Source organism: Pseudomonas sp. BT-42-2 (assembly GCF_025847435.2).
Lineage (GTDB): Bacteria > Pseudomonadota > Gammaproteobacteria > Pseudomonadales > Pseudomonadaceae > Aquipseudomonas > Aquipseudomonas urmiensis.
Genome location: NZ_JAOYTM010000002.1, coordinates 177,795 through 192,368 on the forward strand (window position 1 = coordinate 177,795; position 14,574 = coordinate 192,368).

Consider the following 14,574-nt stretch of genomic DNA (forward strand, 5'->3'; position numbering starts at 1 on the left):
CATGCCGATCAAGACCAGTATCAAGCGTGCCAGCGGTTGGCTCTACCTCAACTCTCCCAAGGGCCGCAGCCAGCTGCGCGGTGCCGGGGTGATACTCATGCTGCATCGGGTGCTGGCCGACGACGCCAGCGCCGCGCTGCCCCATCGCAATGAACTGTGCGTCGGCCCCAAGGCCTTCGAGGGCCTGCTGCGCTGGCTGCCGCGGCACTTTGACTGCGTCAGCCTGATGGACCTGCTCAAAGACCACCAAGGCACTCGCGGCAGCGGCCGGCCCAAGGTTGCCCTGACCTTCGACGACGGCTGGCGCGATAACGCCCTGAACGCCTTTCCCTTGCTGCGTAAACATCACATACCGGCGAGCATCTTCCTCTCCACCGATTTCATCGGCAGCCGCCAGCGCTTCTGGTGGGAAAGCGTCGGCGAAACCCTGTGGGGCAGCCATGGCGAAGAGCCGCGTCGGCAACTGATCGAGCGCTTGCGCAAGCTCGGCCGGCCGCTGCCTGCGGCCTACTTCATGAACGACCGGCCCAAAGCGCGCAGCCACGCGCTGGCGCAGTATCTGCAAGGCCTCAAGAGCCTCAATCATCAGGCCTTGCAGTTGCTCACCGACGCCTGCCCGCCAGAGTCCCTGGCCCAGGCCATGGACTGGCAGCAGGTGCGCGAACTGGAAGACTCAGGCCTGGTGCGCTTCGGCCCCCACGGCGCCAGCCATGCGTTGCTGCCGTACCTGGACGACCGCCGTCTGGATGAAGAACTGCAACGCAGTCACGCCGCCCTCAACCAAGGCTGCCAGCAGCCGCTGCCGGTGTACTGCTACCCCAACGGCGACCACGATGAGCGGGTTCGCGCGCGGGTCGCCGCCCACCGCTACCCCTATGCCCTGAGCACCCGCGCCGGGATTTGCCAAGGCTATGACGACCCGTTGGCGTTGCCGCGTATCGGCGTCAGCCAACGCAATGCCAGCCGGCCTTCGCTGCTGGCTTGGCGCATCAGCCGCGGGAGCCGCTCATGAACCGCAACAGCTACCTGCGCCATCTGCTGCTGAGCATGGGCACCAAACTTGCCATGATCGCCCTGCGCCTGGCGCGCAACGTGTTGCTGGCGCGCATCCTCGGCCCCAGCGAGCGCGGTTTGTTCGCCCTGCTCAGCACCCTGCCCGACCTGATCAGCGCCGCCACCAGCGGCGGGCTCAACAGTGCCGTCGGTTACCAGGCGGCCAAGCACCGCGATATGGGCCTGCTGCTGACCCAGGTGTTGATCTATGGCTGCCTGCTGGCCGGGTTGCTGACGCTGGTGTGTGTCGTGCTGGTGCGCCAGTTTGGTGCTGAGCTGGAGATCACCCTGCAGTTGGGCGTGCTCGCCTGGCTGTTGCTGCTGGCAGTGCCCATGACCGTGCTCAAGAGCGGCCTGCTGACCCTGCACAACGCCAGCGGCGGCGTCGGCGCCTTCAATGCCCTGCGTCTTAGCGAATCACTGGCGCCGCTGCTGCTGTTCGTCGGGCTGTACTGGATGTGGCAGGAGCACGCCTTGGAAGCGGCGCTGATCAGCTGGCTGGGCGGTATCGCCCTGGTGTTGGTACTGGGCCTGTGGTGGCTACGGCGGCAACACCCGCTGCACCTGCGCTGGGACCGCAGCGGCCAGCGCGAGCTCCTGAGCTATAGCGCCAAAAGTCATCCGGACCTGTTGTTCCAGCAACTGATCCTGCGCTCGGACTACCTGTTCATCGGCGCGATTCTGGGCAGTACCGCGCTGGGTCACTACGCCATGGCCAGCGCCGCCGCCGAACTGCTGCTGATCATCCCCGAGGCAGTCACCACGCCGCTGATGAAGCGCCTGCTGCAACAAGATGCCGGCATGGACAAGATCACCCCATTGGCCCTGCGCCTGACCGCCACGGTCATGCTCGGCGCCTGCCTGGGCATGGCGCTGATCGGCCAATGGCTGATCGTGACCCTGTTCGGCGCCGAGTACCAACCCGCCTACCCGGCCCTGCTGGCGCTGCTGCCAGGCCTGCTTGGGCTGTGCTACGCGAGCATCCTGCGCCTGGACCTGCTGGGCAAGAATCGCCCCGGCACGGTGTCGCTGATGATGGGCGCAGGCGCCGCGCTGAACCTGGTGCTCAACCTGGTCCTGATCCCCACCTGGGGCATCGTCGGCGCCGCCATGGCCTCCTCCATCGCCTACCTGACTGTGACCGTGGCCATGCTGGTGCTGTATTGCCGGCTCAGTGGCGTAGCGCTGGGGCAGACCTTGATCGTTTTACCCAGCGACTTCGCCCCGCTGCGCCAGATGCTGCAACGGAGGCCGGCATGAATCTCTCTTCTCTCACTCCACCTCCAAGCGCCAGGGCAGTAGGAGGTCGCCCTGAGCTGGAACGCGTCAACCGACGCATCTCGACCTGCCACAAACAGGAGGCACCATGCGTGCATTGAGCAAAATCCGGGAGCGCATCAAGCGCAAAGGATTGCGCAACACACTGCGAGCCGCGTTCAAGCGATTCGTTTTCTACCATTGGGAACTGCTGTGGATGGAGCGCGACCTGGTCAGCCCTGTCCCTCCCCACCGGCTTAAACCGTACACGCCGCTGCGGGTGGAGCGGATCACGGTGAACAATGTCCAGGCCTTTGCCAAGCATTTCGGCGATCGCGTGGAAGTCATGCGCGATCTGGCCGCCGAGGGCCACACCGGGCTGATGTTCCTTGACGATGACAACCACACCTGTGCGTTCATCTGGGGCAGCAGCCGGCACTACCACGACCGCCACTTCTACGGGTGCTGGTTCCCGGTGCAAGCAGGCGAATTCTTCGAGTTCGGTGGCGAGCTGATCCGCAAATACTGGGGCACGCGCTTGTCCCTGGATATCCAGTTGGAAATCTGGAAAGCCATGGCCGCACAAGGCTGCACCAAGGTGGTGGATGTGTGCGAAAGCGACAACATCCCTGCGCTGAAGTTGCATTTGCGTACGGGCTACAAGGAGCAAGGACGAATCATGAACGTGTATTGCCTTTTTGGTCGCTGGAAGTTCTTCCGTGAAACCCGCTACACCGAGTCACGCCTTGAGCCACTGCGTAAACCTGAGCGGGAAACCGTCTCGGCCACGGCGTCGTGAAGCCATGGGCTTGCGCCTGAGCTGGTGCGCCTCGCTGCGCACCCCCGACTTCCCCGCTGCCGACTACGAGGCGCTGCGCCAGCGCTTGGCCGGCAGCACCCCTTTCAACCACCTGGGCTGGCTGCGTGCCGCCGAGGCCGCCCTGCAACCTGGGCAATTGCTGCAAGTGCTGCTTGGCTACAAGAACGGCCAGCTCTGCCTGTGCCTGCCGCTGGTGCGCCAGCGCGAAGCATTCGGCCCCATTTCTTTGGCGGTGGTACGCCACCTGGGCTACCCACTGAGTGACCGCATCGCCCTGTTGATCGACCTGCCGGGCAATGCTGCTGGCAAGGTCCTGCGTGCCATTCGCAAGCAGCTGCCACATGCCCTGCTGCAATTGAGCGAAGTGCCCGACGGCGCTGCCGGTGACAACTGGCTGCGGCGCTGGGCCAGCCGCAGCTCGACCTTCGAACGGCGCCTGACCTGCAGCGTGCCGGTGCATCGCATCAGCGACGCCGATCGCCAGGAGGTCAGCGGCGATCCGCGCTACAAACTGCGCCGCGCGCGCAAACGCATCGCCGCCTGTGGCGCGCAAGTGCGCCGCGTGATCGCCACCAAGGACACGATCAGCGAGTTGCTCGATGCCATCAGCGCTGTCGAAGCGGCCAGCTGGAAAGGTGACGATGAAGTCGGCATCTTCTCCGGCGAACAGCGCCGCCAGTGGATGTACCAGGCCTTTACCGCCCTGGCTGGCGAAGGCCTGGTGTGCCTGGTCCTACTAGAACTCGACGGCCGCTGCATCAGTTACCGCCTAGGCCTGCTCGAACGTGGCCGGGTATACGACTACAACCTGGCCTTCGAGCCTGCCCATCGTGACCTGGGCAGTGGCCGGGTGCTGCTCGAAGAATTCATCCACTGGGGCCTGGACGACGGCTGGCAGTGGGTCGACGCCTCCCGCGTCAGCCTGGAAAACTCCAGCCACCAGCTGCACGAACGCCAGACCGAGCAGGTCGACCAGTGGCGCCTGAGCTGCTACAGCTGGCGCCTGGATGGCATCGCCCTGGGCCTGGCGCTGCGCTGCTGGCAGTGGCTCAAGCCGCGCCTGCGCAAGCGCGCCGCCAGCCCCCAGGTCGCGGCCACCCCCAATCCCCCACAGGAGAGTCCGAATGCCATCTCAGGTCATAGTCAACGCTGACGATTTCGGCCTCAGTGCCCATACCAACGCGGTGATCTTGCATGCCTTCCAGGCCGGATTGATCAGTTCGGCGACTGCCATGGCCAACATGCCGGCGTTTGCCGCAGCCTGCGTCCTGGCCCAGCAGCCGGCGCTCAAAGGGCGGATTGGCTTGCATTTCAACCTGACCTACGGCCGGCCGTTAAGCCAGGCCATCTTGGCCGAAGCGCGTTTTTGCGCGCCGCACGGCGAATTCGAACTCAAGCTCAAGCGCCGCACCTTGCGCCTGTCGCGGCGTGAGCGGCTGGCCGTCGAACAGGAGCTCGAAGCACAGTGGAACCGCTGCCTGGAACATGGGGTGATGCCCAGCCACCTGGACTCGCATCAGCATGTGCACAACATCTGGCCAATCGGCGAGATCGTCGCGCGCTTCGCTCGCAAACAAGGGGTGCCGGTGCGCTTGGCGCGCAACCTGGGGCAGAACATCGGCCCCTTGAAGAAAATCTTCAAGGCGCTGCTCAATCGGCGCTTGCGCCAACTCAGCGGGGCGACGGCGGACTATGTATGCACGCCGCAGGACTTGAAGGCGGGCCTGGCGCCCAAACGGGGCGTACTGGAAATCGTCGCCCATCCCAGCGCACTGGGCGGGCATGACTTTGGTGATGCCTACCTGGCCACCGGCGAGTCGCTCAAGAACCTGATTGACCAGCGGCTGGCGGGGCTACCTCGGGTTGGCTACACCTGCCTGGCTGCTCAGCCTTCGGCGCTCGCTGCGCAGACTTGATAGGCGTCGAGCAGCGATCTCAGCGCGCCGGCCGCCGCTGCTCATGTTGCACCAGCCATGCCTGCAACGCCGGCGCAGGCATCGGCCGGCCCATCAGGTAGCCTTGGCCCTGATTGCACCCGGCATTGCGCAGAAAGTCGTACTGCTCCTGGGTTTCGATGCCTTCGGCGGTGATCCGAAAGCCCAGCGCATGGCCCAGGTCGATGATCGCGCGGGCGACGGCCACCGCATCGTCGTCGCCAGGCAAGTCCTTGATGAAGGCGCGGTCGATCTTCAAGTGGTCGATCGGCAGCGAGCGCAGATAGGCCAGCGACGAGTAGCCGGTACCGAAGTCGTCCACCGCGGTGGCCACGCCCATGGCTTGCAGCTGGGCCAACACCGCGCAGGCCTGTTGCTGGCTTTCCATCAACAGGCTTTCGGTGATTTCCACCTCCAGCAGTTGCGCCGGCAAGTCGTAACGCGCCAGCGCCGTAGCGAGGCTGGTGACATAATCGCTGCGCTCGATCTGCAAGGCCGCGACGTTAATCGCCAATGGCCCAGGCAAACAGTCTGCGGCGCGCCAGCTAGCCAACTGTGCGCAGGCCAGATCCAGCACCAACTCACCTAGCGGGATGATCAAACCGGTGCGCTCGGCCAACGGGATGAACTCGGCCGGCGACACCAACCCATGCTCGGGGTCACGCCAGCGCAACAGCGCCTCGACCCCCTCCAGCTGACCACTGAACAAATCCACCTTGGGCTGGTACCACAGCTCGAATTCGTTGTCCTGCAGGGCCCGGCGCAGGTTGCGCTCCAGCTCCAGCCGCTGCTGCAGGCGCGCGGTCATCTCGGGGTGATACGGGCGCCAGGCATTGCGGCCGCTCTCCTTGGCCACGTACATGGCGGTGTCGGCATGGCGCAGCAGGCTGTCGACGCTCTCGCCATGCTGCGGGCACCAGGCCAAACCGATGCTGCCGGTGACCAGCGCAGCATTGCCGTTAAGGTCGAACGGCCGCTGCAGGCAACGCAAGATCGCCCGTACCTGGTGACTGACCTGGCCCTGGCTGCCTTGGAGCATGAACACGAACTCATCGCCGCCAAGTCGGCAAACGCGGTCGACGCTGTCGAGTTCTTGCAAAAAGCGCGCGGTGGCTTGTTGCAAGAGTAAATCGCCCATGGGGTGGCCGAGGCTGTCATTGACCTGTTTGAAGCCGTCGATATCCAGCATCAATACTGCCAGGCCATTGCCCTTGAGGATGGCAGCGGCCAACTGCTGCTGGAACAGCACGCGATTAGGCAGCCCGGTGATGGTGTCGTAGTGGGCCAGGCGCTCCAGCTGGGCCTGCGACTGGCGCAGTTCGCGGTTGCGCTGCTTGAGCAAACGGTGATTGCGATTGAGCTGGGCGACGAACACGCTGAACAGCCCGGTGCAACTCAAGGCGAACAGGAACAAGGGCGACGCGAACAAGCCCAGCACCGGCCAGCCGGCATGCGGGGCAGCGACCAGCTGCCAGCGACCACCTGGCACTTCCACCGTCTGGCTGAGCAGCGGGTCTTCGAACAGCCGTGCATCGCCCCAGATCAACCCGCCATCGCCGCCTTGGCCATTAGCGCCACGCACGGCCACGTCGATCTCAAGCTCCGGCCCAAGCCCGGCGGCGGCCAGCAGCCGATCGATGTCGGCCACGGTCGAGACGTTGCCCCAGTAGAACTTCACCCCGCGCTTGCCATTGATGAACACCGGGCGCCGATATATCAGCGCCTGGCCGCCCTGATACAGCTTCACCGGCCCGGCAAGCACCGGCTGCATCTGCTCGCGCGCCGATTGCAACAGCGGGAACTGGTCGGCCAGTCGCCGATAGTCCAGGCCCATGATGGCCTGGTTGCCCTTGAGCGGATAGACATCGCTGATCACATCGTCCGGCGCCAGCGACACATGGCGCATGTACGGCACCGATTCCAAGGCTTCGCGCGCCATACCATGGAAGTGCTCGGCACTGATATGGCCATCGGCGGCGATCAGTTGGGCAATGCCCTCGGTTTCGCCAAAGGCTGCGCGCAGTTGCGCTTCTAAGGCGGCCCGCACCCCAGACAAATGTGCAGCAATGGTGGCGACCTGCTCGCTCTGCTCGCGTTGCACGTCCAGCCGGCCAAGCACCAGCGACAAGCTGATGCCAATCAGGGCAAAACCCACTGGCAGCAGGCGGTTGGCGCTGTGACGCAGCGAGCCCGCAGCGGCTGGCGGGTCATCAGGGGAAGGGTGGACGGTTCTCATGGGCCCGCGATCGGAGGACGATTGATCCTGTATCGGCGCAGGCTGGCCAATGTTGAGCCAGACTGGTGTTTTTCTTGCGGCGGGTGCATGCTCGGACGCTGAAGCGTTTCACCTAGCCTAACCTGTGAGGTGCAGTAACCATGGACCGTTTGCTCGATTCGCTGTTTCCGACCGCCGAAGAAATCCCCGAAGCCTGGCGCCTCGGCCCGCCCCTGGAACAGCGCGATTACCTCGTCAATGGCGAACTCAGGCAATGGCATGGGCCCTTGGCTACCGTACGCAGTCCGGTCTGGCTCAAACAGGGCGATGAAGAGCACCAGGTGATTTTGGGCAGTGCACCGTTGCTTGACGCCGACACCGCACTCACCGCCCTGGATGCTGCGGTTCAAGCCTATGACAAAGGCCGCGGCAGCTGGCCGAACATGCGCGTGGCCGAGCGCATCCAGCACGTCGAAGCGTTCCTGGCGCGCATGCGCGAACAGCGCAGCGCGGTGGTCAAGCTGCTGATGTGGGAGATCGGCAAGAACCTCAAGGATTCGGAGAAAGAGTTCGACCGCACCTGCGACTACATCGTCGACACCATCAACGCCCTCAAGGATCTGGACCGACGCTCCAGCCGCTTTGAACTCGAACAAGGCACCCTCGGCCAGATCCGCCGTGCGCCGCTAGGCGTGGCGCTGTGCATGGGCCCTTACAACTATCCGCTGAACGAAACCTTCACCACCCTGATCCCGGCGTTGATCATGGGCAATACCGTGGTGTTCAAGCCGGCCAAGTTCGGCGTGCTGCTGATCCGGCCACTGCTCGAAGCGTTCCGCGACAGCTTCCCGGCCGGGGTGATCAACGTCATTTATGGTCGCGGCCGGGAGACCGTCAGCGCCTTGATGGCCAGCGGCAAGATCGACGTATTCGCCTTCATCGGCACCCACAAAGCCGCCAGCGACCTGAAAAAACTCCATCCACGCCCGCACCGCCTGCGTGCAGCGCTGGGCCTGGATGCCAAGAACCCCGGGATCGTGCTGCCCCAGGTGGACCTGGATAACGCCGTCGAGGAAGCAGTGACCGGCGCCCTCTCCTTCAATGGCCAGCGCTGCACCGCGCTGAAGATTCTGTTCGTGCACGAGGATGTGGTCGCGCCGTTCCTGGAGAAATTCCAACGCAAGCTGGCTGCGCTCAAGCCTGGCATGCCCTGGGCACCGGGGGTGGCGCTGACGCCGCTGCCAGAGCAAGGCAAGGTCGACTACCTCAACGCCTTGGTGGAGGATGCCAAGGGCAAGGGCGCGCAGGTACTCAATGAGCATGAAGGCGGCGGCCACAGCCGGGGGTCGTTCTTCTATCCTGCCCTGCTCTACCCGGTCAGCGCCGATATGCGCGTGTATCACGAGGAGCAGTTTGGGCCGGTGGTGCCCGTGGTGCCCTACCGCGACCTTGAGACAGTGATCGAATATGTACTGGATTCCGACTACGGCCAGCAGTTGAGCCTGTTCGGCAATGATCCCCAGACCATCGGCACGCTGGTCGACACCTTTGCCAACCAGGTGGGGCGCATCAACATCAATGCGCAGTGCCAGCGTGGCCCGGATACCTACCCGTTCAACGGCCGCAAGAACAGCGCTGAAGGGACCTTGTCGGTACATGACGCCTTGCGGGTATTCTCGATCCGCACCTTGGTCGCGACCAAGTTCCAGGAGGCTAACAAACAATTGATCAGCGAGATCATCCGTAATCGACAATCGAGCTTCCTGACGACCGACTACATCTTCTAGCCAGACGGTTGCTTATGGGGAATTGGCATTTGCGTTAAGCGGCTAGCTGTATAAGCATACAGCCTCGCTGTTTATATTGGCCTCATCGCGCGACACCGTCCGTGTAGCAGCGGGCTGGTCCCGCGAGAGGCCAGCATGACCCGCCCAATGCTCAAACCCCAAGGAGATAACAAGATGGCAGCCAAACCGATTCCCGAAGGGCAACACAGCATCACCCCCTACCTGGGCATCAAAGACGCCCACCTGGCCATCGAGTTCTACAAAAAGGCCTTCAACGCCCAAGAGATGTTTCGCCTCGACAGCCCAGACGGCCGGGTCGGCCACGCCGAGTTGAAAATCGGCGACTCGTCGCTGATGCTCGCCGAACCCTGCGGCGAAAGCGGTGGCTTGACCGCCAGCCAATCGGTCAACGGCGTAGCGGTTGGCCTGCACTTGTATGTCGAGGACTGCGACCAGATCTACGCCCAGGCCATCGCCGCAGGCGCTACCCAGGTCAGCCCGTTGCAAGACCAGTTCTACGGCGACCGCAGTGGCACCGTGAAGGACCCGTTCGGCAACCTGTGGTTCGTCTCGACCCACAAGGAAGACCTCTCGGTTGAAGAAATCCGCGCCCGCGCGGCGAAGATGTTCAGCGCTAACTGAACCTCGAGCGCCAAGCCACAAGCTTCAAGTTGAAAGCGACGCGGCTTTGCTTGAAGCTTGAGGCTTGTAGCTTGGAGCTGCTTCATGCGAATCATCGAGAAAAACGCCACCCTGGTGCGCAGCCTGACCCTGGCCGAGGAAGAACTGCTGGCCGGTTTTGCCAGCGCCACCCTCAGCGGTCCTGCCGTGCTGCAGGCTAACCAGATGCTGATGAAGGTGCGCAGCGCCAACCAGTGGCTGGCCTGTGATTGCCGCAAGGACGCCTCGCCGGTGCTCAACATCGCCCTCAATGGCGACACGGGTCGGCTGATCCTGCGCAACAACCCAGACACCCCCGAGCATGCTCCCGGCTGCCCGTTCACCAAGGATGAACGCGAGGCCGACGAGCGCCGCAACGAGACCACCCCGCCACCGGCTTGGCTGGCGCCCGATACGCCGTTGCGGCTGATAGGCGATTTTCGCAAAACCGCAGAAGGCGGCGCGGCTGCAGAGCCTGGCGATCGGCGTGAGCAGCAACATCTGTTGTCGTTACTGCTGACCTGGATCGAGATCAGCGGCCTGAACGTCTATGCCACCCACCTGAAAAAAGACCTCACCGCCCAATTCGCCGAACTGCGCAGCGTCGCCAGTCGCTACCCCTTGCTCGAACGCGTGCCGGCCAGCAACTACCTGGAAACACGCCTGGACATGAAGCACATGATGATGCTCAAGTCCCGCCTGCGCGAAGCCACGGTATTTGCCAACCACCGCCGCCACGGCCTGTTGCTCGACTGCGTCGATCAGATCAAGGCACGCAAGCTGTTCAACGCCCGCAGCGAAGATGGTTTCGATTTCCAGGGGCATCACTTGTATTGGGGTGGCAGCCGCACCACTGGGCCACTGCTGGCCTTGGCCCTTTACTCACCGACCACGGCAGGCAGCCACTTCTATGAGTTGATCCATGTCGCCAGCGTGCCGGTATTGTCGCGCGCGCATCTGTTCCCGGTGTACCGCGATGAAGAGCGCGAACCGCTCAAGGCGCTGGTGTCGTTGATCGACTGGATGGCGAGCAAGGGGGTCAAGGTGCTGATGCGCCGGCCAGTGATCGGCGGCCAGGTGATGGATGAACTGGTGCTGACCTCGGATCAGGACCGGGTGCTGTCGGTGTCACTGCTCGAACAACCGCTGGGGCCGGAGCCTGAGACCGAGCACTTCAAGCGCTATGCCGACTTCAAGAGCCTGGAGACGTTTCGCAAGTATGTTGCAGGGTTCTTCATGCGCGAGCGCTGAAGACCGTAGCGCAGCCAATCGTCGGACACGTCACTGCGACGTGTCCGACGATTGGGCTGAACGATCAGAACGCCGCGCGGAAGATCGCCTCGATCTCAGCCTGGCTGGCCGGCCGCGGATTGGTCAGCCCGCACGCGTCCTTCAACGCATTTTCAGCCAGGACCGGTACGTCCTGGACTTTGGCACCCAACTCCGCCAGCCCCGCGGGAATGCCGATGGCCGCAGCCAGATGCTCGATTGCGCTGATCGCCGCCCCCGCGCCCTGCTGCGCATCCAAGGCACACACCCGCACGCCCATGGCCTTGGCCACATCGCGCAGACGCGCTGCACTGACCTTGGCATTGAAGCGCTGCACGTGCGGTAGCAGCACCGCATTACAGACTCCATGCGGCAAGTCGTAATAGCCGCCGAGCTGGTGGGCCATGGCATGGACGTAGCCGAGCGAGGCATTGTTGAACGCCATGCCGGCGAGGAACTGGGCATAGGCCATGTTCTCCCGCGCTTGCAGATCCTTGCCGTCCGCCACCGCCTGGCGCAGGTTGTCGCTGACTAGGCTGATGGCCTTGAGCGCGCAAGCGTCGGTAATCGGGGTTGCCGCTGTCGACACATACGCCTCGATGGCATGGGTCAGGGCGTCCATGCCCGTCGCGGCAGTCAAGCCCTTGGGCATAGCGGCCATCAAGGCTGGGTCGTTGACCGAGAGAATCGGCGTGACGTTGCGGTCGACAATGGCCATTTTCACGTGGCGTGCTTGATCAGTGATGATGCAGAAGCGGGTCATCTCGCTGGCCGTACCGGCAGTGGTATTGATCGCAATCAGCGGCAACTGCGGCTTGCTCGAGCGGTCGACGCCCTCGTAGTCGCTGATATGCCCGCCATTGGTCGCGCACAGGGCAATGCCCTTGGCGCAGTCGTGGGGTGAGCCGCCACCGAGGGACACCACGCAGTCACAGCGTTCACGCTGGAGCACCGCCAGGCCCGCTTCGACATTGGCGATGCTCGGGTTGGGCTGGGCGCCGTCGAACACCACCGAATCGATGTCACGCATTGCCAGCATCTCGGCGATACGTTGGGCCACGCCAGCCTTCGCCAGCCCTTGGTCGGTGACGATCAATGCCTTGCGCAGGCCATAGCCGGCAATGGCGGTCATCGCCTCCTCCAGGCAATCGATGCCCATGATGTTGACGGCGGGGATGAAGAATGTGCTGCTCATGGGCGGATCCTCGGCAAACTGGGTCTGGCTTGAGGATCGACCTGAATGGCGCGAAGGGTGTTGATCCAGGGCAATTTGTTGTGAGTGACGCGCCCATCGCCGACTTGCAGCGATGGGCGCGGTACTTCTAGCCCAAAAACAGCTGATACGCCGGGTTATCCGTCTCATCCCAGTAGCGATAGCCCATGTCATCCAATGCCACCGGCAGCCCCGCCAGTTCATCCCCAGGCACTTCGAGCGCGGCAAACACCCGGGCCTCAGCCGCGCCGTGGTTGCGATAATGAAACAGGCTGATGTTCCAACGCTTGCCCAAGCGCTCCAGGAAGCCCAGCAACGCCCCCGGCCGCTCCGGGAACTCAAAGCGCAACACCCGCTCGTGCGCCCCAGGCGCGGCATGGCCACCGACGGTATGACGCACATGCAGCTTGGCCAACTCGTTGTCGGTCAGGTCGAGCACGCTGTAGCCCTGCTCGCGCAAGCTGGCCAGCAGCTGTTCGCGCGGGTCGTTCAGCGGATGCGTCTGCACCCCGACGAACAGCCGCGCTTCTTTACCTGGGTAATAGCGGTAGTTGAACTCGGTGATCTGGCGCTTGCCCAGGGCCTGGCAGAATGCGCGGAAACTGCCTGGCTGCTCCGGGATGGTCACGGCGATGATCGCCTCGCGCTGCTCACCCAGCTCGGCCCGCTCGGCGACATGACGCAGGCGGTCAAAATTGACGTTGGCGCCCGAGTCGATCGCCACCAGGGTCTGCCCCTGCACGCCGTCACGGGCCACGTACTTCTTGATCCCGGCCACCGCCAACGCACCAGAGGGCTCGGTGATAGAGCGGGTGTCGTCGTAGATGTCCTTGATCGCCGCGCACAGCTCATCGCTGCTGACGGTGATCACTTCATCGACGAAATGTCGGCACAATTCGAAGCAATGGGCACCGATCTGCGCCACTGCAACGCCATCGGCAAATGTGCCGACCTGCGCCAGGATCACCCGCTCACCGGCAGCCATGGCCGCTTGCAGGCAGTTGGAATCCTGCGGCTCGACGCCGATCACCTTGACCTCGGGCCGCAGGTATTTGACGTAGGCGGCAATCCCGGCGATCAGGCCGCCGCCGCCCACTGGTACGAAGATCGCATCCAGCGGCCCAGGCTGCTGGCGGAGGATTTCCATGGCCACGGTGCCTTGGCCTGCGATCACGTCCGGATCGTCAAACGGCGGCACGAACGTCGCGCCGTGCTCGTCGGCCAAGCGCAGGGCGTGGGCCAGCGCATGGGGAAAGCTCTCACCATGCAGCACCACATTGCCACCGCGCGAGCGCACGCCTTCGATCTTCAGCGTCGGCGTGGTGGTGGGCATGACGATGGTCGCACGCATCCCCAGGTGCGCCGCAGCCAGGGCGACCCCCTGGGCGTGGTTGCCCGCCGAGGCGGTGATCACGCCGCGCTCGCGCTGGGCAGTGGTCAGGCGTGATAGCCGGGTGTAGGCACCGCGGATCTTGAACGAGAAGGTTGGCTGCAGGTCTTCACGCTTGAGCAGCACCTGGTTTGCCAAGCTTGCTGACAAGGCGGGAGCGACTTGCAGTGGGGTCTCGATGGCCAGGTCGTACACGGGGGCGGCAAGAATCCGCCGCACCTGCTCCGAAAGCAATTGTTGCGGCGTGGTGACGGTACGCGGGCTGACACTGAGGCTGGTCATCGATGACTCCTGGTTTTTTTGATTTGCCCAGGAGTCAGAGAGAAAAAACCCGCCTCCAGGGCGGGTTCGGTGCACGTACGCGCTAGCCCGCCAATCCGATAATGGCGGTAATAATAATGCTCAGGGCGCGACGTTGCGGGAAGGTATTCATGGGCGCTGACGTTAGCCTGCCTGGGTACGGCAAGTCAACATTTGACGTGCTGGGCCGAGAGCGGCACATCGAACACCTTGTCAAAGCCCCACTGGAACACGAAGGCATAGACAAAGAAGAACATGAACAAGGCCAGGTTGGTCAGCAATGCCTGCCACAGGCTGATGTCGAGCCAGAACGCCACCAGCGGCAGCAGGATCAACACTAGGCCGCCCTCGAAGCCCAAGGCATGCAGCACCCGGCGCAACAGGGTACGGGTACGCTGGTGCTGACGTGCCTCCCAGCGCTCGAAGGCCCAGTTGTAGCCCATGTTCCAACTCATGGCGATGCCCGACATCAGCACCGACAGCACCGTCGAATGGGCCATGCCTGCGTCGAACATCAACGACAGCGCCGGCGCTACGCAGGCCACGGCGATGACTTCATAGCAGATGGCCTGGACGATCTTGCGGGCCTTGCCTTGCATGGGGGCCTCCTGATGAGAAATGGACAGAAACGGTACGCCGCTCTGGGCGGATCTTCAACCTTTGCAGCATCCGCTGG

12 protein-coding genes are annotated in these 14,574 nt (G+C 63.6%); 8 read left to right on the forward strand and 4 right to left on the reverse strand.

Features of this window, described 5'->3' with window-relative positions; genetic code table 11:
• The first annotated feature begins 1 nt into the window (after position 1).
• The 5 genes from OIU19_RS02125 (at position 2) to OIU19_RS02145 (ending at position 5,046) form a co-directional block, all read left to right on the forward strand.
• Positions 2-1,012 (forward strand): polysaccharide deacetylase family protein, encoded by a 1,011-nt coding sequence (locus OIU19_RS02125; protein ID WP_264233047.1) that lies wholly within the window; start codon positions 2-4, stop codon positions 1,010-1,012.
• Positions 1,009-2,313: a lipopolysaccharide biosynthesis protein gene (locus tag OIU19_RS02130; protein WP_264233048.1), complete on the forward strand. Its 1,305-nt coding sequence runs from the start codon at positions 1,009-1,011 to the stop codon at positions 2,311-2,313. The genes OIU19_RS02125 and OIU19_RS02130 overlap by 4 nt, the downstream gene beginning before the upstream one ends.
• A gap of 106 nt (positions 2,314-2,419) precedes the next feature.
• Entirely contained in the window at positions 2,420-3,109 is a 690-nt protein-coding gene (locus tag OIU19_RS02135; protein WP_264233049.1) for an N-acetyltransferase, read from the forward strand.
• A 4-nt stretch (positions 3,110-3,113) separates the two neighbouring features.
• The gene (locus tag OIU19_RS02140; protein WP_264233050.1) at positions 3,114-4,283 is read left to right on the forward strand and encodes a GNAT family N-acetyltransferase; all 1,170 of its coding nucleotides are present in this window, start codon (positions 3,114-3,116) and stop codon (positions 4,281-4,283) included.
• Positions 4,255-5,046, forward strand: a complete 792-nt coding sequence (locus OIU19_RS02145) for a ChbG/HpnK family deacetylase (RefSeq protein WP_264233051.1) — start codon at positions 4,255-4,257, stop codon at positions 5,044-5,046. The genes OIU19_RS02140 and OIU19_RS02145 overlap by 29 nt, the downstream gene beginning before the upstream one ends.
• A gap of 19 nt (positions 5,047-5,065) precedes the next feature.
• Here the strand turns inward: OIU19_RS02145 and OIU19_RS02150 are convergent, their stop codons facing one another.
• The gene (locus OIU19_RS02150; protein WP_264233052.1) at positions 5,066-7,300 is read right to left on the reverse strand and encodes a bifunctional diguanylate cyclase/phosphodiesterase; all 2,235 of its coding nucleotides are present in this window, start codon (positions 7,298-7,300) and stop codon (positions 5,066-5,068) included.
• A gap of 140 nt (positions 7,301-7,440) precedes the next feature.
• Here OIU19_RS02150 and OIU19_RS02155 point away from each other — a divergent pair, with 140 nt between their 5' ends.
• The 3 genes from OIU19_RS02155 to OIU19_RS02165 all read left to right on the forward strand — a co-directional run bounded on the left by OIU19_RS02155 (position 7,441) and on the right by OIU19_RS02165 (position 10,977).
• Positions 7,441-9,066, forward strand: a complete 1,626-nt coding sequence (locus OIU19_RS02155) for an NADP-dependent glyceraldehyde-3-phosphate dehydrogenase (protein WP_186554572.1) — start codon at positions 7,441-7,443, stop codon at positions 9,064-9,066.
• A gap of 174 nt (positions 9,067-9,240) precedes the next feature.
• A complete protein-coding gene (locus OIU19_RS02160) occupies positions 9,241-9,708 on the forward strand; it encodes a VOC family protein (protein WP_264233053.1) in 468 nt (155 codons plus the stop codon).
• Between the two features lie 84 nt (positions 9,709-9,792).
• The gene (locus tag OIU19_RS02165) at positions 9,793-10,977 is read left to right on the forward strand and encodes a hypothetical protein (RefSeq protein WP_264233054.1); all 1,185 of its coding nucleotides are present in this window, start codon (positions 9,793-9,795) and stop codon (positions 10,975-10,977) included.
• A 64-nt stretch (positions 10,978-11,041) separates the two neighbouring features.
• Here OIU19_RS02165 and yiaY read toward each other — a convergent pair whose 3' ends face one another.
• The 3 genes from yiaY to OIU19_RS02180 all read right to left on the reverse strand — a co-directional run bounded on the left by yiaY (position 11,042) and on the right by OIU19_RS02180 (position 14,497).
• Positions 11,042-12,190 carry an L-threonine dehydrogenase gene (gene yiaY, locus OIU19_RS02170; protein ID WP_264233055.1) on the reverse strand — a complete coding sequence of 383 codons (1,149 nt, stop codon included), beginning with the start codon at positions 12,188-12,190 and terminating at the stop codon, positions 11,042-11,044.
• Positions 12,191-12,317: 127 nt separating this feature from the next.
• Entirely contained in the window at positions 12,318-13,880 is a 1,563-nt protein-coding gene (gene ilvA, locus OIU19_RS02175) for a threonine ammonia-lyase, biosynthetic (RefSeq protein WP_264233056.1), read from the reverse strand.
• Between the two features lie 185 nt (positions 13,881-14,065).
• Entirely contained in the window at positions 14,066-14,497 is a 432-nt protein-coding gene (locus tag OIU19_RS02180) for a PACE efflux transporter (RefSeq protein ID WP_264233057.1), read from the reverse strand.
• Positions 14,498-14,574: the final 77 nt, after the last annotated feature.

Coding starts and splice junctions, on each gene's coding strand:
- OIU19_RS02150 (WP_264233052.1), bottom strand. CDS start 7,300: ATGAGAACCGTCCACCCTTCCCCTGATGACCCGCCAGCCGCTGCGGGC.
- OIU19_RS02125 (WP_264233047.1), top strand. CDS start 2: ATGCCGATCAAGACCAGTATCAAGCGTGCCAGCGGTTGGCTCTACCTC.
- OIU19_RS02140 (WP_264233050.1), top strand. CDS start 3,114: ATGGGCTTGCGCCTGAGCTGGTGCGCCTCGCTGCGCACCCCCGACTTC.
- OIU19_RS02135 (WP_264233049.1), top strand. CDS start 2,420: ATGCGTGCATTGAGCAAAATCCGGGAGCGCATCAAGCGCAAAGGATTG.
- OIU19_RS02130 (WP_264233048.1), top strand. CDS start 1,009: ATGAACCGCAACAGCTACCTGCGCCATCTGCTGCTGAGCATGGGCACC.
- OIU19_RS02155 (WP_186554572.1), top strand. CDS start 7,441: ATGGACCGTTTGCTCGATTCGCTGTTTCCGACCGCCGAAGAAATCCCC.
- OIU19_RS02160 (WP_264233053.1), top strand. CDS start 9,241: ATGGCAGCCAAACCGATTCCCGAAGGGCAACACAGCATCACCCCCTAC.
- OIU19_RS02180 (WP_264233057.1), bottom strand. CDS start 14,497: ATGCAAGGCAAGGCCCGCAAGATCGTCCAGGCCATCTGCTATGAAGTC.
- OIU19_RS02145 (WP_264233051.1), top strand. CDS start 4,255: ATGCCATCTCAGGTCATAGTCAACGCTGACGATTTCGGCCTCAGTGCC.
- yiaY (WP_264233055.1), bottom strand. CDS start 12,190: ATGAGCAGCACATTCTTCATCCCCGCCGTCAACATCATGGGCATCGAT.
- OIU19_RS02165 (WP_264233054.1), top strand. CDS start 9,793: ATGCGAATCATCGAGAAAAACGCCACCCTGGTGCGCAGCCTGACCCTG.
- ilvA (WP_264233056.1), bottom strand. CDS start 13,880: ATGACCAGCCTCAGTGTCAGCCCGCGTACCGTCACCACGCCGCAACAA.